At 67.0% G+C, this 21,222-nt stretch carries 22 protein-coding genes; 9 read left to right on the forward strand and 13 right to left on the reverse strand.

Translation table 11 applies throughout. The features are described 5' to 3' along the window. Positions 1-1,225 (reverse strand): IS5 family transposase (locus tag H7965_RS23015; protein WP_186772926.1); only part of this gene is annotated, 1,225 nt, incomplete at its 3' end. A gap of 269 nt (positions 1,226-1,494) precedes the next feature. Here H7965_RS23015 and H7965_RS23020 point away from each other — a divergent pair. After that, positions 1,495-1,695 (forward strand): hypothetical protein, encoded by a 201-nt coding sequence (locus H7965_RS23020; protein WP_186772927.1) that lies wholly within the window; start codon positions 1,495-1,497, stop codon positions 1,693-1,695. Between the two features lie 284 nt (positions 1,696-1,979). Here the strand turns inward: H7965_RS23020 and H7965_RS23025 are convergent, their stop codons facing one another. From H7965_RS23025 to H7965_RS23080, 12 genes are all read right to left on the reverse strand, one after another. Continuing rightward, positions 1,980-2,693 carry a hypothetical protein gene (locus H7965_RS23025; RefSeq protein ID WP_186772928.1) on the reverse strand — a complete coding sequence of 238 codons (714 nt, stop codon included), beginning with the start codon at positions 2,691-2,693 and terminating at the stop codon, positions 1,980-1,982. Positions 2,694-3,642: 949 nt separating this feature from the next. Beyond that, positions 3,643-6,024 carry a type IA DNA topoisomerase gene (locus H7965_RS23030; RefSeq protein WP_186772929.1) on the reverse strand — a complete coding sequence of 794 codons (2,382 nt, stop codon included), beginning with the start codon at positions 6,022-6,024 and terminating at the stop codon, positions 3,643-3,645. Positions 6,025-6,588: 564 nt separating this feature from the next. Next, positions 6,589-8,049, reverse strand: coding sequence for a hypothetical protein (locus tag H7965_RS23035; protein WP_186772930.1), 1,461 nt, complete (start codon positions 8,047-8,049; stop codon positions 6,589-6,591). A gap of 1 nt (position 8,050) precedes the next feature. Next, complete coding sequence (locus H7965_RS23040; protein ID WP_186772931.1) at positions 8,051-9,397, reverse strand: ParA family protein; 1,347 nt, start codon at positions 9,395-9,397, stop codon at positions 8,051-8,053. Beyond that, positions 9,397-9,801: a hypothetical protein gene (locus H7965_RS23045; RefSeq protein ID WP_186772932.1), complete on the reverse strand. Its 405-nt coding sequence runs from the start codon at positions 9,799-9,801 to the stop codon at positions 9,397-9,399. Before H7965_RS23045 ends, H7965_RS23040 begins: the two co-directional genes overlap by 1 nt. 1,199 nt (positions 9,802-11,000) lie before the next feature. Next, on the reverse strand, positions 11,001-11,426 hold the full coding sequence (locus H7965_RS23050; RefSeq protein WP_186772933.1) for a hypothetical protein: 426 nt from the start codon (positions 11,424-11,426) through the stop codon (positions 11,001-11,003). Then, positions 11,423-12,772, reverse strand: a complete 1,350-nt coding sequence (locus H7965_RS23055) for a recombinase family protein (RefSeq protein WP_186772934.1) — start codon at positions 12,770-12,772, stop codon at positions 11,423-11,425. The genes H7965_RS23050 and H7965_RS23055 overlap by 4 nt, the downstream gene beginning before the upstream one ends. Then, complete coding sequence (locus H7965_RS23060) at positions 12,769-13,284, reverse strand: DUF2924 domain-containing protein (RefSeq protein ID WP_186772935.1); 516 nt, start codon at positions 13,282-13,284, stop codon at positions 12,769-12,771. Before H7965_RS23060 ends, H7965_RS23055 begins: the two co-directional genes overlap by 4 nt. A gap of 328 nt (positions 13,285-13,612) precedes the next feature. Beyond that, positions 13,613-15,853, reverse strand: coding sequence for an SF1B family DNA helicase RecD2 (gene recD2, locus H7965_RS23065; RefSeq protein ID WP_186772936.1), 2,241 nt, complete (start codon positions 15,851-15,853; stop codon positions 13,613-13,615). A gap of 59 nt (positions 15,854-15,912) precedes the next feature. Next, on the reverse strand, positions 15,913-16,377 hold the full coding sequence (locus H7965_RS23070; RefSeq protein ID WP_186772937.1) for a thermonuclease family protein: 465 nt from the start codon (positions 16,375-16,377) through the stop codon (positions 15,913-15,915). Positions 16,378-16,394: 17 nt separating this feature from the next. Then, positions 16,395-16,739: a hypothetical protein gene (locus H7965_RS23075; RefSeq protein ID WP_186772938.1), complete on the reverse strand. Its 345-nt coding sequence runs from the start codon at positions 16,737-16,739 to the stop codon at positions 16,395-16,397. Between the two features lie 352 nt (positions 16,740-17,091). Further along, entirely contained in the window at positions 17,092-17,802 is a 711-nt protein-coding gene (locus H7965_RS23080) for a S24 family peptidase (RefSeq protein ID WP_186772939.1), read from the reverse strand. 313 nt (positions 17,803-18,115) lie between these two features. On the opposite strand from H7965_RS23080, the gene H7965_RS23085 reads away from it, so the two are divergent. The 8 genes from H7965_RS23085 to H7965_RS23115 all read left to right on the forward strand — a co-directional run bounded on the left by H7965_RS23085 (position 18,116) and on the right by H7965_RS23115 (position 21,221). Continuing rightward, on the forward strand, positions 18,116-18,334 hold the full coding sequence (locus H7965_RS23085) for a helix-turn-helix transcriptional regulator (protein WP_229682751.1): 219 nt from the start codon (positions 18,116-18,118) through the stop codon (positions 18,332-18,334). Further along, a complete protein-coding gene (locus H7965_RS23090; RefSeq protein WP_186772940.1) occupies positions 18,331-18,663 on the forward strand; it encodes a hypothetical protein in 333 nt (110 codons plus the stop codon). The genes H7965_RS23085 and H7965_RS23090 overlap by 4 nt, the downstream gene beginning before the upstream one ends. Beyond that, positions 18,663-19,022, forward strand: a complete 360-nt coding sequence (locus H7965_RS23095) for a hypothetical protein (RefSeq protein ID WP_186772941.1) — start codon at positions 18,663-18,665, stop codon at positions 19,020-19,022. The genes H7965_RS23090 and H7965_RS23095 overlap by 1 nt, the downstream gene beginning before the upstream one ends. Beyond that, a complete protein-coding gene (locus H7965_RS31205) occupies positions 19,022-19,153 on the forward strand; it encodes a hypothetical protein (RefSeq protein WP_261394350.1) in 132 nt (43 codons plus the stop codon). Before H7965_RS23095 ends, H7965_RS31205 begins: the two co-directional genes overlap by 1 nt. A gap of 86 nt (positions 19,154-19,239) precedes the next feature. Next, positions 19,240-19,716 (forward strand): hypothetical protein, encoded by a 477-nt coding sequence (locus tag H7965_RS23100; protein WP_186772942.1) that lies wholly within the window; start codon positions 19,240-19,242, stop codon positions 19,714-19,716. Next, on the forward strand, positions 19,716-19,901 hold the full coding sequence (locus tag H7965_RS23105; RefSeq protein ID WP_186772943.1) for a hypothetical protein: 186 nt from the start codon (positions 19,716-19,718) through the stop codon (positions 19,899-19,901). The genes H7965_RS23100 and H7965_RS23105 overlap by 1 nt, the downstream gene beginning before the upstream one ends. Beyond that, on the forward strand, positions 19,901-20,680 hold the full coding sequence (locus H7965_RS23110) for an ATP-binding protein (RefSeq protein ID WP_186772944.1): 780 nt from the start codon (positions 19,901-19,903) through the stop codon (positions 20,678-20,680). Before H7965_RS23105 ends, H7965_RS23110 begins: the two co-directional genes overlap by 1 nt. A 1-nt stretch (position 20,681) precedes the next feature. Beyond that, on the forward strand, positions 20,682-21,221 hold the full coding sequence (locus H7965_RS23115) for a DUF669 domain-containing protein (RefSeq protein ID WP_186772945.1): 540 nt from the start codon (positions 20,682-20,684) through the stop codon (positions 21,219-21,221). Position 21,222: the final 1 nt, after the last annotated feature.

Raw genomic sequence — 21,222 nt, forward strand, 5'->3', positions numbered from 1 at the left:
TGACGTTCGCAGCGTCGCCCTCCGTGCCGCGCAGGAAGTTGCGACCGAGATGACCGTCGCTCTTCATGTGGCCGATGACAGGCTCGATGGCGTTGCGGCGCCGCCGCTCGCGGCGGATGGTCGGGGTGATGCCGCGCTTCTGGCCCGAGACGAACATACGGGCCTTGTCGGCATCGTGGCCGCGGTAGCCGCGATCGACATAGGCGCGCTCGATCTCGACCCCGGTGAGGCGCTCGGTCTGGGCGATCTGCTCGGCCAGGGTGTGGCCGTCATAGGGGTTGCCCGGCAGGGCGCGGGCGCCGAGGACGAACTGACCGCCGGGTGCTGCGGCGTTGGTGGTGGCGATCGAGACCTTGCACCCGAACTCATACCGGGTCTGAGCCTTGCCCTTGCCGATGCACTCCACCTCGGGGGCGTGCAGCGAGTAAAGCTTGTCGCGGCCGCGATCTTCGCGCCGCTGCCGCAGCAGCCGGGCGATGAGCCCGAGTGGCCCGGCGACGGCAGCCTGGATGGCCGCATTGTGCGCGATCTTGCGGCCGATGTCGCGGACCAGGCGCCCCAACCAGGTGCGGAGGTGTCGGACCTGCCGCTCGGCCTGACGGCGGCGGCCAGCGTGGATCAGCTTGGCGGCCTCGCGCCTCGCCCGCTTCGCCACCCGCAGATAGGACTGGCGCAGCCGGACCCCATGCCGCCGGGCCAGGCGCACCAGGGTCTCGATACCGCGGTGGAGCAGCTTGCTGTCGGTGGGGTGCGTCACTGCCTTGGGCTGGACCGTGGTGTCTATGGTGACGCGGCGGAGGTGCTTCTCTTCCACCGCGCCGCCTCGCTGTGCCGCGGCCAGGCTCTCGGCGAGCAGCACCTCGAGCCGCTCAGGCCCGATGCGCTGGCGCCAGCGGGTCATGGAGGAGCGGTCCAGCGGCAGGGCATGCTGGAAGAAGGTCTCGCCGCAGAACAGCTGGACATAGGGGCTGTCGAGCCAGCGGGCGCAGACGAGTTCGTCGGACAACCTGTCCATGTGCTTGAGCAGGTGCAGGCCGACCATGAGGCGCATCGGCAGCCCCGGGCGCCCGCCGTCCACGTAAAGCGCGCCGAACTCCACCTCGAACCGGCGCCAGTCGATCAGCCCCGCCAGGCACACCAGCGCGTGCTGCGGGTCCACCAGGTTCTCCAGCCGGGCGCGGAAGAGATCCTCCTGCGGCTCGACGGCGGGTTGCTTGGGGCGCATCGGCCGGCTCCCTGCCAGGGTTTCCGCCGAGCGAATCACACGCTGCATTGCGCCGCAACTGGCAGGACGATTTGCAAGGTTTTGGCCGCATTCGCTGCCAAGCCTGCAAACTCTGGTATTTCCCAATTGCCAGAAATCCGCAGCAAACTACGCCTTTCAGCCCATTTCACAGCTGACTACCACTACTTCGGCAGATTTCTGTTGGCCTGAGATCCCGGCTGGTAAGCTGATGGACGTTCCGATTGAGGTGCGGCCCGGTGAGGTGGCGCATGATCGAAGCTGCTTGGGGCGCATCGGCCGGCTCCCTGCCAGGGTTTCCGCCGAGCGAATCACACGCTGCATTGCGCCGCAACTGGCAGGACGATTTGCAAGGTTTTGGCCGCATTCGCTGCCAAGCCTGCAAACTCTGGTATTTCCCAATTGCCAGAAATCCGCAGCAAACTACGCCTTTCAGCCCATTTCACAGCTGACTAGCTCAAGTGACACGAGCAGTCGACCGGCAGCAGCATCGGCTGATCCGGCTGCGCGCAGGCCATTGAGCAAATTTTCATTTGCCACTCGCCCAAACGAAGTATTATTATTTACGACTTCCTGTGCAAGGACAACATATCCACGGTCTGCAAAATCCTGCGAACTATAATAGACAGAAATATTTTGTTGCGCTGTACTGAGTTGAGTTGTCCCTGATTTAGGGCCGTCTGCGCAGTGTCCAGATGTGATTGTAGGGTTTGTATTTGGCTGGTGGAGTAAGTGGTCATTGCAATGGGCTCCAGATCTTTTCCAACTGGTGCCGTCCAGGCAACGGCCAGACTTGTCCTGGTGTCCCCGATGGGCCGAGCGCGCACCGCATGAACCCGGCGAGCCCTGCGTCGAGGGCCGGGTAGTCGGCGATGATCGGCTTATCGAAGTCCATCTCGACGCGGAGCGGGCCACCGATCCAGCGTTGCGCTGTACAGCCTGGATACCGGACGCTGCCGTCGATGCTGCAATGGAAAAGGTTCTCCGGTCCTTCGGGAGAGACATGGATCTCCCCCCAGCGCGATCCCCCCGCCGCCCGCGCGCGAAGAATGGTAAAGCCGAAGGCGTTGCGCTCGCCGTTTCGGTTCTCGTGGCCGTAGGCCTTGATAAACTCGTCCAGCAGCGCCTGCCCGTGCAGGAATTGCGGGTGGCCGAAGACCGTGATGCGCACGCCTGCGGAGAGCGGGATTTGGAAGGTCCTGGCCTGCTCGGCCGTGAGCGGCGCGAGGTTCGGCGCCCAGGCCTGCAACCTGACCGCGTCCTGTGGCCCGAACTCGGGCCGAGGCAGGCCGCCGCCCAGATAGGAGTTTGGAATGTGGAAGGTTTGCCCAACGAACTTGAACGTCGTGATCTGGCCCACCGGTTGCGCGATGCCCTGATCCCGGAAGAAGTCGCGCCAGCAATCCGCCGTGTCCTCCCTTCCGGCGCCGGAGGCGCTCGAGCCTGGCACCGATAGCGCCGTGGCGACGAGTAGCCATGCTCTAACGGCGTAACGTCGGGCCGCGCCTGCACATGCCTCCCCGAACCGATTACCGAGGCGTACGCAGCAGATCACGAGAGGACGTCCCGAGCGCAGCGGCGCTTGCCCACACGCGCCGGAATCAACGCCGATCCGGGACGCCTTGGTAGATGACGGATCATCCGGCGAAGGCGCCGAAGCGAGGCGGCGCCGGGACAGGCGGATGCAAAGCGAGGACGCGTGAGATGCCGCTTGGTACGAAGGCCGAAGACCTCCCGCAGGCATGCGGCGCGTCTGGTGAAGTGAGGCCCACGACGACATCGCGTCTGGCCATTGCGCTCTCCTAGACTAAGGGAAATGTTAACGCTTCCATACGACATCGAAAAGGAATTATTTTTGAAAGGCGGCCGAGAGCAGCCGCACTGCGAAGCCATTATCGTTGCAATTTGTGCCTCTAGTGCACTGACTCATTCAGAAGGTGCAGGAAGTCTGGCGAGCTTGCTGAGGATGGTATCTGCAGGCTTGGTCCAGACGAATGGCCTGCAGGCGGTTGGCCTGCCAGATGCGCTGCACCGCCCTCAGGCTGATGCCGACTGCAGGGACACAAGCACCTGATCACCGGCAAAAACGATTCGCCCGCGACGACCGACCTCGCCGGGTGGTCGAGCGTCCAGCCCTACTCCGAGACCGAACAGGACGGGGTCGGCATCGTGCTGTGCCACTACCCCTTTCGTACCTGGCGCAACATGAGCCGGGGCTGGCTGAACCTGCATGGCCACAGCCATGGCCGTCTCGCGCCCCTCACTCGTCAGACAGACGTCGGCGTCGATGCCTGGGACTTCCGTCCGGTGACGCTGACACAGATCACCGCCGCAAGGCGGACCCGCGCCAGGGCGGAGCCATCCAAGCAATCGCGGTAAGCCGATCCTATCCGGCCTCGTCACAGCCATCCGCGTTCACGGAAGCCGTTGAGATTGACGCCGGCCGGCGCGTACCAGCCGCCGGCGCGATAGCGGGCGCCGAGTTGGAGCGCAGCCTCCTTGTTGCCAAAGGGGATGCGCAGCGGTGTATCGCCGCTGGGGGTATCTGCGGATCGGTGCTCCGCCGCGGCTTGGCCGGATTGCTTCGCACGCGACATTCCGATGCTGCCTTTCCGTTCCTGGACAGCCACTTCGCGGCTCAGTTTGCCGCGTCTTTCGCTCTGCTCCGAATTGGCCCCAGCGGACGGCGCGTTGGTATCGCCCTGGTCCGGCGGGCGCCGCTTCGCCACCCTTCGCCGCACAGGGGGTGGTTGCCCGGTCCCGGGATCAACGGGCGCCTGCGCTCCGGCCTTCTTGGGCGCGTGCTGGTCAAGGAATGCACGGCAGGCGGCGCCCGAAGTCGTGTAGCCGCGCGGCGGTTTGAGCCCCTTCTGCCGGGCAAGACTATCAACGAAGCGCTTCATCGCCGGCGTGGGCGGCCGGTCCGCGCCTGCCTCCCGGGCGACACCGCCCAGCAGCGCGCCGTCTACGGAGCCGGTGCCCTCCTGCAGCCGGCCAATAATCCTGCTGGCCTGGGCGCAAACGGCATCGATCGCTCCGACCATCTCCTGCTGCCCGATCAGCACCTCATCCAGCAGGCGCTCCATCTGCGCTGTCACGCCAGGGTCGACCAGGGCCGGATCGGCTCGCTCAAGGACGGCAAAGAGGGCCAAGCCGCGTTCGGTCGGCACGATGTGCTTCCCGTCGGCGATGAGGAAATCCTGCGCCTTGAGGCCGCGGATGATCTCGGCTCGGGTCGCCGGCGTGCCGATGCCCTTGGCCTCCTTCAGCCGCTCCTGCAGCGCCTCATCGGCGACGAAGCGCCAGGCATTCTGCATCGCTTCGATCAGCGTGCCCTCGTTGTAGCGCGGCGGCGGCCGGGTTTCCCTGTCCTCAACTGTGGCGCCGCGCAGCGTGGCCGTCTCGCCATGTCGGAGGGCGGGCAGCAGCTGCGCGTCCTCGCCTTTCTCCTCGGCTGGCTGCCACTCGGGGAAGGCGGCACGCCAGCCGAGCTCGATCGGCTGCCGCCCCGCGGCCCGGAACAGGTGGCCGCGCATATCCAGCGTGACGGTGGTCTGCCGGTAGCGGAAGTCCGGCATCATGGCGGCCAGGTAGGAGCGGGCGATGACATCGAACAGCCGCCGCTCATCACCCGACAGCCGCGGCCAGACTTCCCGCAGCGTGTCCACCGTGTTGACGTTGGGGATGACAGCATGGTGGCTCGCCCCGGCCAGACCTTTGTCGTGGAAGGTGCCGCTCGCGCCCCGGCGGATGACCGGCGGCTCGGGCACCGGGATCTCGCTGAAGGCGCGCCCAACCCGCAGCCCGGCGATGATCCGCGGCACGTCCGGGATCAGGCTCTCCGGCAGGTAGCGGGTTTCGGCGCGGGGGTAGGTGATGACCTTCTTGCCCTGGCCGTCATAGAGCTCCTGCGCCACCTCCAGGGTCCGCGCCGCCGACCAGCCGAAGCGTGAGCCGCACAGCTTCTGCAGCGAGGGCAGGTCATGCAGCCGCGGCGGGGATTGCCGCTTGTCCTCGAGCCGCACCGCGAGCGACCCGGCAAAGCCCTCGGCGGCCGCGGCGATCGCCTCGGCATCTTCGCGCTTCAGGATCCGCTCCTTCGGCGCGTGCCGCATCCGCAGCTGCCCGGCTTCGACCTGGGCGGTGGCGACCACCTCGAAATAGGCCTGCGGGACGAAGTTCCGGATCTCCAGCTCGCGCTTGCAGACGATGGCCAGGGTCGGGGTCTTGACCCGGCCGACGCCGATGACGGTCCGCGCTCCACGGGCCAGGGTCACGGTGGCCGTGCGGGTCAGGGACAGGTTGTAGATCTGATCGGCCTGCCGCCGGGCGACAGCGGCGGCGTAGAGGCGGGCATACTCGGCGTTGGGCCTGGCGCGGGCAAAGGCGTCACGGATGGTCTGCGGGTCCTGGGCGGTGAAGATCACCCGCATGACCGTGCCGCGGTAGCCGTAGTGCTCGAGGATCTCCTGGCCGATCAGCTGGCCTTCGCGGTCGCAATCAGTGGCGAGCCACACCCGCTTCGCGCCCCGCAGAGCGTCGCGGATTGCCTTGAGCTTCGGCGCCTTGTTGCCGCCGGTGGCTGGCTTGGTGCCGTAGAGCCCCTCCGGCCGCAGCAGCACCGGCGTCCAGCGCTTCCAGTCCGGTGAGACCTCCTCCGGCTCCATGAGGTCGAATAGGTGGCCCTCTGCGGGAAGAATAGCGCCGTAGCGGCCGCCCACCGCCGTTCGGACGTCCTTCGCCTGGCTGGTCTTCTCGGTAATGACGATCTGGTCGGTCATGCGGGGGCTCCGCATGTTCTCTATATGTTCTTGGCTAGGTGCGCCATGGCTCTTTCGCGGGATCAGTCGCGGCAGATCATGCGGGGCTACCGCCAAGTCCGACCCGAAGCGGTCCATGACCTCCTGCCCGGCAAGGTCCACTTCTGACAGTGAGGCGGTCGTCTGTCGCAGTTTCATGGACCGGCGGCTCTGCGCCCTTGGCTGTGATCGGGGCGCGCGCTCACCAATCCCGAAGGTGGACATGGTGACGCAGGCTTCTGGCGGTTGGAGATCCGCAAAAGCCCATGCTCGGATCTGCGTCATCGAACCGGCCAATCCTGACACCTAAATTCAAAATCCTTGCCTGCGCGCCCGCTGGGGCGCCTTGGCTGCGGTATGCAACGGCCTCCGCGAGTGCCTGAGAGGCGTCCGTCGACTCCCTGGGCGATTGCAATGGAGCGGGATCGGCTTTGCGAGGGTCGAACTGAATCGCCGGTTCGAGACGCTTCGCTTCGGGAGAACAGCCGAGGATGGACCGCCGGTGTCATCCCGCAAGCACTATGCTGCCGGCGCACGTAACCTTCGTCAGGATTTGCTCTTCAGCGCAACTCCACCGAGCTTCAACATGCGCGAGGCGATACGGAACAGGTCGGGCATGTCCGCCCGGCCATCGGTCCGGTACGACAGCACGCCAATTCGAGACATGGCCGCCTCCAGGTCTTCCTCGGCGCCGTTGGTCAATGATTTCTGATACGGTGGCAAGAAGCCCTCGCTTGCGGCGGCCTTGGCGATGACGGCGACCGTGTCGCTGGCGATCCAGGCTTCGTGGATCTCCCGACTCTGGCAAGGAACCTTGAGTCCGGCGAGCGGTGCTAGAGCGCGCTTGATCCACGGATATTCAAGTGCGAGCTGTTCGACGCGTGTCTTGGACGCTTCCCGCAGCCCGTGGCGGATACCCTCGGCCGTGATTGCCTGACTTGGCGGCGACGGCGTGTGGCGCGCAGCCTCAACGAAGAGTTTTAGAAAGCTTCGCGGGGTCACCACGTCCCTTCCGTCTGCCAGGTGCTTGTACGTCCAGGGATAGGTGGCACCCTTGGTCGCGCTCTTCCCCATGTAGCGGCCTGCCAATCGATCGAACACGCGCCTCTGCGCGTCGTCGCTCCAAGCGAGTTCCCATTTGCGGAGCCGCTCGGCATTGGTGTCCGGCACCGGATATCCGGTCTGCCGACAGAGCGCCTCGAAGTCCTTTTCGCCGGCTTTCTGCTCCGCCTCGGCCAAGCGCGTGAAGAGTAGGCCGTACAGGTCGCTCCGCGACCAATTGAGCTCGACCCTGCCGCTTCTCAGCTTGGGAAGCTCGACGAATCTCAGTTGTTCGTCGTTGAGCTGGTCGGGGCGAATGAAGACCTTGGCGCGGACCCTCCGCCGAGCTCGGAGCATCCAACAGGCCTCGAACAGCGCGTCCGTCAGCTTGGTGAGTTGCGCCCAATCCCTCGATAGCGTGTCCAGCGCATCGAACAGGACGAGACAGGTCTTGTCTGAGGCTTCCAGCGCCTGATCAACGTACCGGAGCCGGGCCTCGAACTCCTCCGGATCCTTGTACCTCTCGGTGAAGGTGGCAATGTTCTCCTTGCCTTCGGGATCATTGATGGCGGCCAGCGCGCTTCGCAGGAGCACGGCCTGCCAGAACATTAGCGCCAAGTCATGCCCGCCGCTCTGCGTGCGTGCTTCCACCGTGCGCCTCGTGACGGCGGAGCTGGTGTCGAAGCCGTTGTAACCGAATGTCACCGTCACGCGATCGAGGCCGAGCCTGGGATAGACCTCCGCCGCGAGTTGACGCGTTTCGCGCTGGCCGAGGACGCCTGCCCAAAAGCTCTTTCCCGCGCCGCGGGCGCCCACGACAATCAGGGTCGACGGCGCCAGTGCGGAGGCGTGCTGCTCCGGCGCGAAGACATCGCCAACCGTCGGCCTGTGTTCGCCATCCGCGTCGTGATCGGTGGGCAGGTCTACCAGCCGCCGACGGATGTTTGCGAAGTTGATTGCTTCCACCTTAGGGCGTCCCCTCGCTCACGTCGGTGGGCTGGATGATTTCATCGCACAGCTGCAGGAAATGGCCATAGACAGCGGTATACACGCTCCTGCTCAGCCGATTCGGATATTTGAGCGGATCGAACCTAGCGTAAACGTCGCTCTCGTAAATATATGTTCCGTTGATCTCCGGCTCCATCACGCCCTCGACCGAGATCTTGTCGTCCCAGTCAACGGCGAACGTCGTGCGCAGATCATCTAGCGGGATTGGGGCGCTTGGTGCAGAATCGTACATTTTCGGGAAGATGTCGGCCATGTTTGAGATGAATCCGTCCGACGGACCATCGGCACCCACCCTCGCTTCGACTACGTGTATCCGCGTTAACCAGTCCGGCCCCAGAGTCAACGCCAGCTGGGCAAGCAATGCCCGGTACCCGGCATAGGTCTGCGGCTGGTCTATCCCGAAGACGAGCGTGTTGCCCTGCAGCGCGACCGCCGCCGCTGCCGTAGACTCATGCAGACCCGCGCGCGCGTCGACCAAGACGACGTCGTGGTCGCCAGCCGCGGTCAGGCCATCTATTAGCTTCTCAATCTTGGCGGCGAAGCCGTTGAGCGACGGATCGTTCTCCGACGGCAGGTATGCCCGGGCGATCTTTCCAAGCACGTTCACGGGGTTGTCGTTCGCCAGCGCTCCCAGTGCCGGCACCACCGTGATGGAACCACGCCCTCCGCTCAACTGCGAGGATCCCAGCATATCATTGAGGAAGCTGTCGTCCACCTCGGCCAGGTTAGTCTCGACGAGATAGTCCAGCAGGCCGAAACGGGGCAGCGTTGCCTGGTCCAGCAGCATGGTCCCTAAGCCTGGTGCCTCGAGATCGAGGTCGATCGCCAAGACCCGACGGCCGCCCGCGGCTAGGTGCGCCGCAAGAACGCAGAGCGCCGTCGAGCGGCCCACACCGCCCTTGACGCTGACGAAAAACAAGCGCGGGATCGCTGGATTGTCGGTACCCGGCCTGCGCAGCCAGTCGGCCCCCACCACGCGGCGATCTACGATGCGCACGAATCCTTGGAAGCTGGCCCGGTCAATCGGGACGGCCAAGCCGATTTCGGCGTCCCGCAGGCTCTCGTCGAAGAGCTCCTCGGGCGTCGCGACCGATATACCACTCGGGTCGGCGTAGCCGCCGAGCTGCGCGTTGATTATCGCTGACAGCTCTTCCCGCTCAGCTCCGGTCCTGCCGGGGTCGAGCACGACCAAGGTTAGGCGACCGAGCGAATCCCTGAGGAACACATTGCTGGCCACCGCGGCGCTGCCCCACGCTCCGGCGACGAGATCGACCATCAGGGGAAGGGATTGATCGAAGGTTGTCATCATGCACTCCGCGCGCGGATGTTCGCCGCAGCCAGTAGCCTGCGAGTGATGTGGACCCAGGCCTCGAACTGCTCCGACGTAGTTTTTCCCGTTGAGGAGTAGCGGTGATCGACGGCCCAGTCCGCAAAGATGTCGCTCTTGAGAAGGTTGTACATGCTCGTGAAGTTCGACCGCTCGCCGAGCCGCTTGCGCGCCGCGACCAATATGTCCGGAAGGTGCTGCGCCGGGGAGCGGTCTCCTGAGCCGAGCGATTCGATCCGGTATTTGATGGCGCACTCCGCCGAGAAGCCGATGAGATGGCCGGCATTGTCCAGCCGCCCCGCGTCCCGAAGCGCGGAGGCATCCTGGTAGTGCCGGAGCGCCGCAGCCTGATAATCCTCAGGCGTGCCATCCTTCAGCGGCATGACGCTACTCGTTCCGTTCGTTGTTCCCGTCATTGCGCGATTAGCACCCCGTGACGAGAGATGCGCGCCGGCAGCTGCCACGACGGACCGGACCTGTCCGTCCGGACGAACGAATGGCAAGCAGATTCGGCACGGTCAGTAACAATGAGCAGCTCTCCAACTTGATGCGCCTGCAACTTTCCGTCTACTCCCGGCCAGACCATGCCCGGGGAGCGCGATCCTATTCGACCCATTTCTATGTTCGCTTTTCTATGTTCGCTCTGGGGGTCCACCAGACCCTCAGGCCGCGAGCCTTCTAGCGCCGCTTCCCGCTTAAGGCGGTCAGTCGACGCCGCAGTGGGAGGGCTGCGCCAGACGTGAGCGCGCTGAGCTGTACTGCCCAGTTTATGGGAAACGGCTCCAGTAGCGGCGGCAGCGCCAGGCTCGGCGACTGCTGCCCATCCAAGATCGCCTCGACGACCTCCGGTGCGAGCAGCGTCAGCCGCAGCAGGCTACCCAGATACCCCCGCTCGATTCGCTCCTCCGCCGCCATCTCGCTGATCGACGCGTAACGCCCCCTCATCCAGCAGGCGCTGGTACTGGAACGCCCGCGCCAGTGCCTTCACCAGCGCCGGGTCGGCGCGCGTCGCCATAGCCGGCACACCCTCCTGTGCCGGCGTCACCACTGTCTTCTGGCCCAGCTGGCCTTGTATGGTCAGTGGCACCCAGATGGTGCTGTACGTCGCCTCATCTGTGCCATCGCCGTTACCCGAAGCAACGCGATTTAGTGTCTACACTGGAAACACTGTGCCAGCGAGTCGTAGCCTATATGCTCCATGGTGCGGCAAGCAGTTGGCTCACCGAGCGGGGAAAGTTCGACCGCACGAGCGGGAGCATTGGTGATGAAGCAGATGGATCATGAGGCTCGGTGCCGCGAGGACAAGACGCGTGAAAAGGTGTCCCCTCGCTGGAAAGGGCAGCATCTTGCTCCGATGGACCTCGATGGAGCGCCACTCGTGACATACCCACCGCCTCGCCATGGGGCCTTGTCCGGCTCGTTTCGGGTAGAAGGCATGCGCGTCGCCTCTGCAGCCGAAGGAAAGCGCAAGAAGGCGCCATATCCGCACGCAAAAACAAAAGCCGAAAAGCTTGCAAACAGGCGCGCGGGATTTAAGCCGAGTGGGGGGAGAAAACGCCAATAGGAAGATAGATTTCGGCGGTCAATTCGCTGATTGCCTCATAGCAGCTTGCCGCTGCTGCAATAGCATAGCGGACGTCCGCTGCTCCGCCCAGTCCACCGGGAACGGCTCCATTAGCGCTGGAAGTGTCATCCCCTCCGGCTGCCTCCCATCCAGTATCACCTCGACGATATCCGGCGCCAGCAGCGTGAGGCGTAGTAGCGTGCCAAGGTAGCCGCGCTCGATCTTCTCCGCCGCAGCCATCTCGCTGATCGATGCGTAGCATCCCTCGTCCAGCAGCTTCAGGTACCGGAATGCCCGCGCCAGCGCCTTCAGCAGCGCCGGATCGGCCCGCGTCGGGATGGCGCCCTCGCGCCCGTCCCGTACCGGCGTGACCACGGTCTTCCGCCCTGGCCGGTGGCGGATGGTCAGTGGCACCCGGACGGTGATGCTGGTCGCCACGGTCATGCCACCGGCCTCAGGGCGTCGGGCGCGATGGCCGTGAGATCCCGGACCAGCCCGGCCAGCCCCTCCACACGGAGGCGAATGTCGGCGCCGGCGGGACCGGCCACCACGCGCTCCACCAGAGCCCGGACAATTCGCGCCTGCTCCGCAGGGAAGAGCTCCCCCCATAGCGGGTCGAGCCGGAGCAGCGCCTCCCGAACCTCGTTCTCGGTGATCTCTGGCGCCTCGGCCCGCGCCGCCCGCCAGGTGCCGACGACCACCTCCGGCTGCCGCAGCAGCGCCCGCACCTGGTCCACCACCGCCGCCTCGATCTCCGCCGCCGACACCCGGCGCACGATGCTGGCGTCGCCGGCGGCGTCGCCCTTCAGCACCCGCTGCGCCACGTAGTATCGGTAGAGGCGGCCATTCTTCCGCGAGTGAGTCGGTGACAGCGCCCGACCGTCCACCCCAAAGATCAGCCCCCGCAGGAGGGCTGGCGCGTGCTGGCGGTTCTGGCCAGCCCGGATCCGGGGGCTGACCCGCAGGACGGCGTGCACCCGGTCCCAGAGGTCCCGCGGCACGATGGCCTGGTGCTCACCCGGGTAGACCTTTCCCTTGTGGCTGGCTTCGCCGACATAGGTCCGATTGTGCAGCAGCTTATAGATGTCGCCCTTGTCGAGCGGCCGGTCCGACTTGCTGGTCAGGCCCTCGGCCCGGAGCTGGCGGGCCGTCTCCACCCCGGAGCCGCTCTCGGCGAAGTACTCGAACACCCGCCGTACCCGGGCAGCCTCGACCTCGTTCACCACCAGCTTGCGGTCCCGCACCTCGTAGCCGAGCGGCACCTTCCCGCCCATCCACATGCCGCGGGCGCGGGAGGCGGCGAACTTGTCCCGGATCCGCTCGCCGATGACCTCCCGCTCGAACTGGGCAAAGCTGAGTAGGATGTTGAGCGTCAACCGGCCCATGCTGGTTGTCGTGTTGAAGCTCTGCGTGACCGAGACGAAGGTCACCCTGTGCGCCTCGAAGGTCTCGACCAGTTTGGCAAAATCCATCAGCGACCGACTGAGCCGGTCGATCTTGTAGACCACAATGACGTCGATCAAGCCCTGCTCGATGTCGGCCAGCATTCGCCGCAATGCCGGCCGCTCCAGCGTGCCGCCGGAGAAGCCACCGTCGTCGTAGCGGTCGCGGACCAGGACCCAGCCCTCGGCGCGCTGACTGGCTACATAGGCTTCGCAAGCCTCACGCTGCGCGTCGAAGGTGTTGAACTCCTTCTCCAGCCCCTCATCAGTCGATTTCCGGGTGTAGACCGCGCAGCGGAGCTTCTTCACCGAGGCGGGCATCGCCTCGGCGAGCTTGCGGCGGCTCATGCCCCGGGCCTCCCCTTCAGCCCGAAGAAGGTCCAGCCGTTCCAGCGCGTGCCGGTGATGTGCCGGGCAATGGCGGAGAGCGACCGGTAGGGTCGGCCCTCGAACTCGAAGTCATCAGCCCGGACCGTGACCACGTGCTGGACACCGTCGTACTCACGGACCAGGCGCGTGCCAGGCAGTGGGCGGCTGTCGGCGCGGATGCGGCGCAACACCAGGTTACCACCGTCGAGCTGCTCACCGAGCGCCTCGAGCCGCGCCCGAGTCTCGGGTTTCAGCCCGCCATAGGCGAGCTCTTGCAGGCGGTAGCTTAGCCGGCTGACCAGGTAGGGACGGTTGAAGGGCGGCGGCTCCTTGCCGAATAGGGTCCGCCACTGCTCCTTCAGCTCCGCCGCCGTCGCGGTCTGCAGCGCCGCGAGGCGCGGCAGGACCTGCGCGGGCGGGATCTTCGGCATGCTGGGCGCCAGCGGCGCCGCGTCCTGCTGCCTGGCCTTGCTGGTCGATCGTCGTGTCATGCGACTCCCTTTCTCTTGGGGTTCGCATGGAGGCGCGGCTGGGCATTGGAGTGTAGGCGAACCTCTCCCGACCCTCGGGCCTCTGCGGCGTCGCGTGCGAGATCCTCAGCGGCGCGGCTGCGGAGCCGCAGGATGCCGCGGGCGAGAATGTCGCAGACCTCCCGAAGGTGAGGCGGCAGGTGTGCGTTGGGCATAGGTGTCGATCGGCTGGGAATCATTGCGCTGCGACCATCTACCGCCAGCGCGACGGAGCGAAACAGCGGAGATGCAGCCAGCGAAGGCAAGCGACGAAGAAAGCAGCCGAGCGAAAAGCGCTGGCCGTGCAGCGCTACTCCGGTCGCGGTCCACGCCCGCGAGGTCGGCCAGCGCCGAGGGGGCCGGTGGGATCGCCGCCTGCCGCCAGCCACTCCCGCAGCTTCGACCAGCGCCGCCGGCCGGTCACGCCGCGCACGGCAATGGAGAGCGCCTTGCGCTGCCCGACCAGCACGACCAGCCGCTTGCCGCGGGTGACGCCGGTGTAGATCAGGTTCCGCTGCAGCATCGGGTAGTGCTGCGTCAGCACCGGGATGACCACCGCCGAGTACTCGGAGCCCTGGGACTTATGGATGGTGGTGGCATAGGCCAGCACCAGCGAGTCCAGCTCGCCGAAGGGGTAGGTGACGGGGCGACCGTCGAAGCTGGTCGTCAGCTCGCCTGCCTCCGGGTCGACCGCGGTGACGAAGCCGATATCGCCGTTATAGACCTCCCGCTCGTAGTCGTTGTCGACCTGCATGACCTTGTCGCCGGGGGCGAAGGTCCAGCCGAAGCGCTCCACCTTCGTGCCGGGGGCCGGGTTGAGCGCCGCCTGCAGCTCGAGGTTCAGCGACCGCGCTCCGACGCCGCCCCGGTTCATCGGGCAGAGCACCTGTACCTCGCGGATGGGATCGAATCCGAAGCGCCGGGGAATGCGGGTCCGGACCAGTTCGACGATGCGCTCGACCGCCGTCTCAGGATCCTCGGCCGGGATGAAATGGAAGTCGCTCCCGGGGTCGGCCCGGTCGGTCTCAGGCATCTGCCCCCTGTTGATGCGGTGGGCGCTGGTGATGATCCGGCTCTCCGCCGCCTGCCGGAACACCTCGGTCAGTCGCACCACCGGCACGGCGCCGGACTCGATCACGTCGGCCAGGGCCTGGCCCGGGCCAACCGAGGGCAGCTGGTCCACGTCGCCCACCAGGAGCAGGGCCGCTTCATCCGGCACCGCCTTCAGCAGCGCGTTCATCAGCGGCACGTCGACCATGGAGGTCTCGTCTACCACCAGCATCTCGCATTCCAGCGGGGTCTCGGCATCCCGTCGGAAGCCGCCATTGGCTGGGTCCACCTCCAGCAGGCGGTGGATGGTCTTGGCTTCCAGGCCGGTCGCCTCGCTCATCCGCTTGGCGGCGCGACCGGTCGGGGCGCAGAGGAGCAGCTCCACTCCCTTGGCCGCCAGGATCCGCAGGATGGAGTTCACGATAGTGGTCTTGCCCACCCCGGGGCCGCCGGTGACCACCAGCACCTTGGAGGCGAGGGCGAGGCGCACCGCCGCCTGCTGGCTCTCGGCCAGGGCGAGGCCGGTCTGGGCTTCGATCCAGGGGATCGCCTTGTCGGCATCGATGCGGTCCCAGGGCAGCCTACCGCGAGCCAGCCCGAGCAGTCGTTCGGCGACCGCCCGCTCGGCCCGGTGCAGCCCGGCGAGGAAGACGCAGTCGGCCTCGCCGACCCGGTCGGCCACCACGGTCCCGTCCTGCAGCTCCAGTTCCAGCGCCGTCCCGACCAGCTCGGCCGGTACCTCCAGCAGCTTCTCCGCCAAGGGCACCAGCTCCGCCCTGGGCAGGCCGCAGTGTCCGGCGTCCATGGCCTCGGTCAGGGCGTGGGAGATGCCGGCGCGCACCCGCACCATGGCGGTCTTCTCGAGGCCGAGACGCTGGGCGATGGTGTCGGCCGTCTTGAAGCCGATGCCACGGATGTCACGCGCCAGGCGGTAGGGGTTCTCGGTCATCACCTGGATGGCATTGGCGCCGTAGGTCTTGAAGATGCGCACCGCCCGCGAGGTGCCGACGCCGTGCGCGTGCAGGAAGACCATGATCTCGCGCACCGCCTTCTGCTCGGCCCAGGCGGCGACAATACGGCCGGCCCGCACCGGGCCGATGCCCTCGACCTCGCGCAGGCGGTCCGGGTTCGCCTCGATGACGTCGAACACCGCCTCGCCGAAGGCGCGCACCAGCTTCTTCGCATAGGCCGGGCCGATGCCGCGGATCATGCCGGAGGCGAGATACTTCTCGATGCCGGCGGCCGAGGTCGGGGTGGAGGTGCGCAGGAAGCGCGCCCGGAACTGCTGGCCATGGGTGCGGTCGTTGACCCACTCGCCACTGGCGGTGATCCACTCCCCGGCGGAGATGGTGGCGGCATGGCCGATCACGGTGACCAGGTCGCGGTGCCCGCGCGCCTTGGTGCGCAGGACGCAGAAGCCGTTCTCCTCATTGTGGAAGGTCACGCGCTCGACCAGGCCGGCCAGCACTTCCTGCGGCGGCGAGGCGGGATTCTCGCTCATGCCGAGGCCTCACTCACGACGCGGCCGGTGCTCCTGCTGGTGGGACGACGTCCTGTCGCTTACCGTTTGCGGCCGGCGGCGCGCCAGTCCCAGAGCATCTCGAAGCTGCCGGCCCAGATCCCCCGGCCTGCCCGGTAGGCATGAGCCTCGGCATCGGCGTAGTCGAGGGAGTACTGGTGGGAAGCGACAGCCCAGCCATTGGCGACCATCCAGGCCCCGAGGTCCTGGCGGCTGCGCCAGCAGACAGCCACAACCCGGCGAAACCGGTCGCGGCTACGCGGCTCACAGCGCACGGGTCCGTCGCCAATTGCCGCGGCCAGTTTTAGGGCAGCCTGCCGGCCGCAGCGCCAGGCATGCCCGGCAGCGGTGACGCAAGGCTGTCGGACTTCAGGTGCATCGATGCCGTGGATACGGATACGCTGGCCGTGGATCTCGATCGTGTCTCCGTCAATGACGCTGGCTCGGCCAATGAGGGGCTCCGCTGCCAGCACCGGCATGGCAAGCCAGGACATGCCGAGCAGCATGGCAGCGCGACAGCGTCTCACCGGCTACCTGAGAAAACCAATCGGATCAGAGCAACGCTGAGCGGCGAAGTCGGATGTTGATGGCAGTAGTCGCGCAGCCAGGCATGTAGGGATTCGGCGGTCATCTTCGCCAATGGATCGGTGCCGTGTTCAAGCTGTGCTCCAGCTGCGATAGCGCTGGCAAAACCAAAGGCCCACTGCTCCAGAGCCTCATCACCGCCGACATTTGCGACCCATTCCGAGCAGGAAACTCCTGCCCCGAGACCGATCATCGTGAGTCGCGGGGCCTGCGCTGATGCCGCGCTGATCGTGCCAGCAAGTGCGGCAGCAACGACCACCAGGGCAAAGCCAATCCGCCGCATCCTCGACCAAGCGGACGAGGTCACGGTCGCGCGGCGCAATGGGCTATGAAGCAAGCGGCTGCCACCCTGGCAGTATCTCCGGGCGCTGCTCCGGGGAGAGCAAGACTGCTCGCTCCACGATCGGCGTGGCCCCACCAGGCGGCAGATGTGTGACCGCACTGATGGTGAACCGATCGACGATCGTCGAAGTAGCTCCGAAAAGCGGCATCTCGTAAACAGGGCTGCCATCGTCAGGCACATCGGCGCGACCGATCAATCGGTACTCGCTTCCGTCGGAAAGATAAACTTTCAAAGGATAGAATTCCTTCTGCCGCCCCCTCGATCATGATCTCGATTTGACGAATAGCCAATCTCACAGCCGCCGCGCCATCCAGACGACCCGACCGATGATGTTCACCTCATCCGCGAGGCGCTCGTAGGTCTGGTACTGCGGGTTCACCGACGTGATCACCACCATCGGCGGGTCCGAGTTCGGCACGTGCTCCACCCGCTTCGCCACGACCCCCATGCCGTCCCAGATGACGAAGATCCCGGGCGGTACCGGTACGCGCTGGCTGGTGTCGACCAGGATGCGGTCGCCGGAGGCGATCAGCGGCTCCATCGAGTCGCCCTCGATGGTGATCATCCGCAGGTCATCGGAGCGGGTGCGGAACTCGTGCCGCACCACCGGCTCTGGGAACAGCCAGAACGCGGTCGCCTCCTCCGGCCCGTCGTGGAAGGCGCCCGGTCCGGCCGAGGCACGCACGTCGAGCTCGGCGATGCGGGCGAACCCCTCTCCGCTGCGCCGCCGTCGCGGCGCGGCGGGCTGGTCCGGCTCCTCCTCGCCCTTCGGGGCAGGCGGGCGTCCCGATTCGCGCGGCCGCAGTTCCTCCTCGTCGACGCCGAGATGGGCGGCCAGCGCCTCGCGCGCATCCTCCGGCAGCACCTTCGGCGTGCCGCGCGTGACATACTGGTGCAGGTAGGCGGCGTTGCGCCCGATCGCCAGCGAGGCGTTCTTCAGATCGGTGCCCGAGTCCTGGATCATCTTGAGCACCTTCAGGCGTATGGGGTCGAGCTCGACCATGGCTAACTCCTTGGCATCACGCTGATAGGGAATAGCCTATTTTTCCTGTTTGACCAGCATCGAAACGGCCGGCAATCCTATCGCCAGCTATGCGAACATTAAGCGAACAATTCCTCGCCGAGGTGGAGGCCTTCCTCGCCGCCTCTCGCATGAAGCCGACCGACTTCGGCCGGGAAGCCGTTGGCGATCCAAGCTTCATCACCCACCTCCGCCGGGGCCGGTCGCCCAGCCTGGCGACCGCCGACAAGGTCCGGGTCTTCATTCGGCGCTTGGAGGCGGAGGCCGCCGGTAGGCGCGCGCGGAGGGCATCGCCGTGACCGATCGTCCTATCGCGCACCTGAACCAGGTGCAGCTCGCCCGCCGCTGGAGCCTCAGCCCGCGCACCCTGGAGCGGTGGCGCTGGCGCGACCAGGGCCCGCGCTACCTCAAGGTCGGCGGCCGCGTGGTCTACCGGCTGGAGGACGTCGAAGCCTTCGAGCGCGCCTCTGCACGGCAGCCGGAGGCCACCCTGCGCTCAGGAGGCACGCTGTGAGGCCGCTTTCCCTCCCAGCGCCCTCGCCGGTCGGCGAGGCCGACCTGATCCTCTGGCTGATGCGGGCCGCACCCGGCGATCGCTTCACCTATTGGCGGGGGCATCTGGCGCGCGACGTCTGGCACTTGGCGCAGCGCTTGTCGGAGCCGGATCGCCGCCGCCTCGCCAGCGTCGGCCGCCTCGCCTGGACCATGGCGGAGCGCGGCTTGGTACACCTCGTCCAGCAGCGCCATGGCGAAGGGGATTTCAGCTACCTCGCCGTCGCCCGGCCGCGCTCGCGGCGCCCGACCGACACCCTGATGATCTCACTGATGCAGGAGGCGGCCTGATGGGCAAGGCGTCCCGCGACAAGGGCCTGCGCCGTGAGCGCGCCATCGTCGACCTGCACGTGAAGTGCGGGATCCGTGCCGAGCGCGTGCCGCTCTCCGGGGCGGTGCGCTACCGCGGCAACGGCGCCGATGTCGATCTCTATGTCCGCGGCGCCGAGCCGCTGAAGGCCGAGGTCAAGGCGCGAGGCGAAGGCGGCGGCTTCCGCACCCTGGAGCGCTGGCTCGGCGCCAACGACCTGCTTTTCCTCTGGCGCGACCGCGCGACGCCGCTGGTGGTGCTGCCGCTGCATGTCTGGCTCGAGCTGGCCGGCCGGAGCGCGCGACCGGAGGCCGGCCCCTCCGTGGATGCCGCGCCGTGATGCTCGATGCCACCCAAGCCCGTCGGTTGCGCGCGGTGGTCGACGCCCTCCGCATCCTGCTCGGCGGCGTCCTCCTGGCCGGCGGCTTCATCGCCCTCTGCTGGGCGACCGAACTGCTGGCGGTGCCGTGAGCCGCGTCCCCATGCCGATGCCTGCGCCTGCCCGGCCGCCGGCGTCGCCCATCCCGCCGGGCGATCACCCACAGCACGGGACCACCATGAGCAACCGCACCACTCTGGCGCAGCTGCGCGGGATGGACGCCGAGCGGGCCGCGCGCCTGCCCGTCGACCAGCTTGCGCTGCTGCTGGAAGAGGTCGGCGAGCTGAAGGCCGATACCAAGGGCCTCGCCGACCTGCTGCATGACGCGCTGCACACCCGCTTCGGCAGCGCCGCGGCAGCGGCCCGGCGCGCCGAAGGAAAGGACACCGGCCGGGTCCGCCTCGCCGAGGATGGCTTCGAGGTCGTGGCCGACCTGCCGAAGCGGGTGGAGTGGGACCAGCCCCGCCTCGCCGTGGCCGTCGCCACCATCCGCGGCTGGGGCGAGGACCCTGCCGACTACGTCGCCATCGAGAGCCGCGTGCCGGAGAGCCGCTTCCTGGCCTGGCCGCCGCGCATCCGTGCCGTCTTCGAGCCGGCCCGCACCGTCGCGGCCGGCCGCCCCTCCTACACCCTCGAAAAGAAGGACGCCGCCTGATGGCGCACGAACTCCGCATCCAGGTCGCGATCCCGCTGGAGGGCGACGCCGTGACGCGCGCGAAGGAGGTGGCCGCCTTCGAGCCGACGCTCGACGGCTTCGCCGAAGCGGTGGCCCGCGCCGGGGGCGACATCAAGGTCGACGTGATCAAGGCCAAGCCCCGCGCCGCGAAGGAGCCGCACTGATGGCGATCTCCCTCGACAGCCTCCGCCGCGGCGGCGAGGCGCGCCCGCCGCGCCTGCTGGTCTACGGCGTCGCCGGCGTCGGCAAGACCAGTCTCGCGGCCGAGGCGCCAAACCCGGTCTTCCTGCAGACGGAGGACGGGCTCGGCGTGCTCAACGTCCCGACCTTCGGCCTGCTGCGCAGCTACGCCGACGTGCAAGACGCGCTCGACGTGCTCGCCGGCCAGCCGCACGATTTCGAGACTGTTGTCCTCGACAGCCTCGACTGGCTTGAGCCACTGGTCTGGCAGGAGACGGCCCGGGTCAACAAGTGGGCCGACATCGAGCAGCCCGGCTACGGCAAGGGCTATCTCGCGGCGCTCGACGTCTGGCGGGGCTTCCTGGACGGGATGAACCTGCTCCGCACCGAGCGTGGCATGGGCGTGATCCTGATCGCGCACTGCGACATTCGTCGCTTCGACAGCCCGGAGACTGACCCCTACGACCGGTACGTGATCAAGCTCCAGAGCCGTGCCGCGGCGCTGGTGCAGGAGCACGTCGATGCGGTGCTGTTCGCCAACTATCGGGTCAGCACCGTCAAGACCGACGTTGGCTTCAAGAAGCAGGTGGTGCGCGGCGTCTCCGGTGGCGACCGCCTGCTGCACACCACCGAGCGCCCGGCTTTCCTCGCCAAGAACCGCTTCGGGCTGCCCGACAGCCTCCCGCTCGACTGGCCGGCGCTCGCCACCGGCATCCCCTTCTACACCCCCGAGCCCAGCACCGTCGCAGAAGGAGCCGCCTGACATGGCCCAGCTGAACCAGCACTTTGACGCCAGCGCCGTCGAGCCCGCGGCGCCTTTCGAGCTGCTCCCGCCCGGCAAGTATGCCGTGCAGATCGTGCAGAGCGAGATGCGACCGACCAAGGCCGGTACCGGCCAGATGCTCTGGCTGGAGATGGACGTGGTTGAGGGACCGCACCAGGGCCGCAAGATTTGGGATCAGCTCAACCTGGTGAACCCGAACCAGCAGACGGTGGAGATCGCGCAGCGCACCCTCTCGGCGATCTGCCACGCGGTGGGCCAGTTGCAGGTCAGCGACAGCGAGCAACTGCACCTGCGGCCGATGCTGATCACGCTCGCGGTCGAGCCCGACAAGCGGGACGAGCATCTCCCCCCGGAGGAACGGCGCAAGCAGAACAGGGTCAAGGGCTATGCGCCGCTGGGCAACGCGCCGGGCCCGCGCACCGCTCCGGCCGCCGCAGCGGTACCGCGGGCGTCCGCACCTCCGCCGCGACCGACGGCGACGGCGTCCGCCGCCACACCGCCCTGGCGCCGGGCGGGGTGAA

It is taken from the genome of Siccirubricoccus deserti, from assembly GCF_014283215.1.
In the GTDB taxonomy this organism is placed as follows: Bacteria; Pseudomonadota; Alphaproteobacteria; order Acetobacterales; family Acetobacteraceae; genus Siccirubricoccus; species Siccirubricoccus deserti.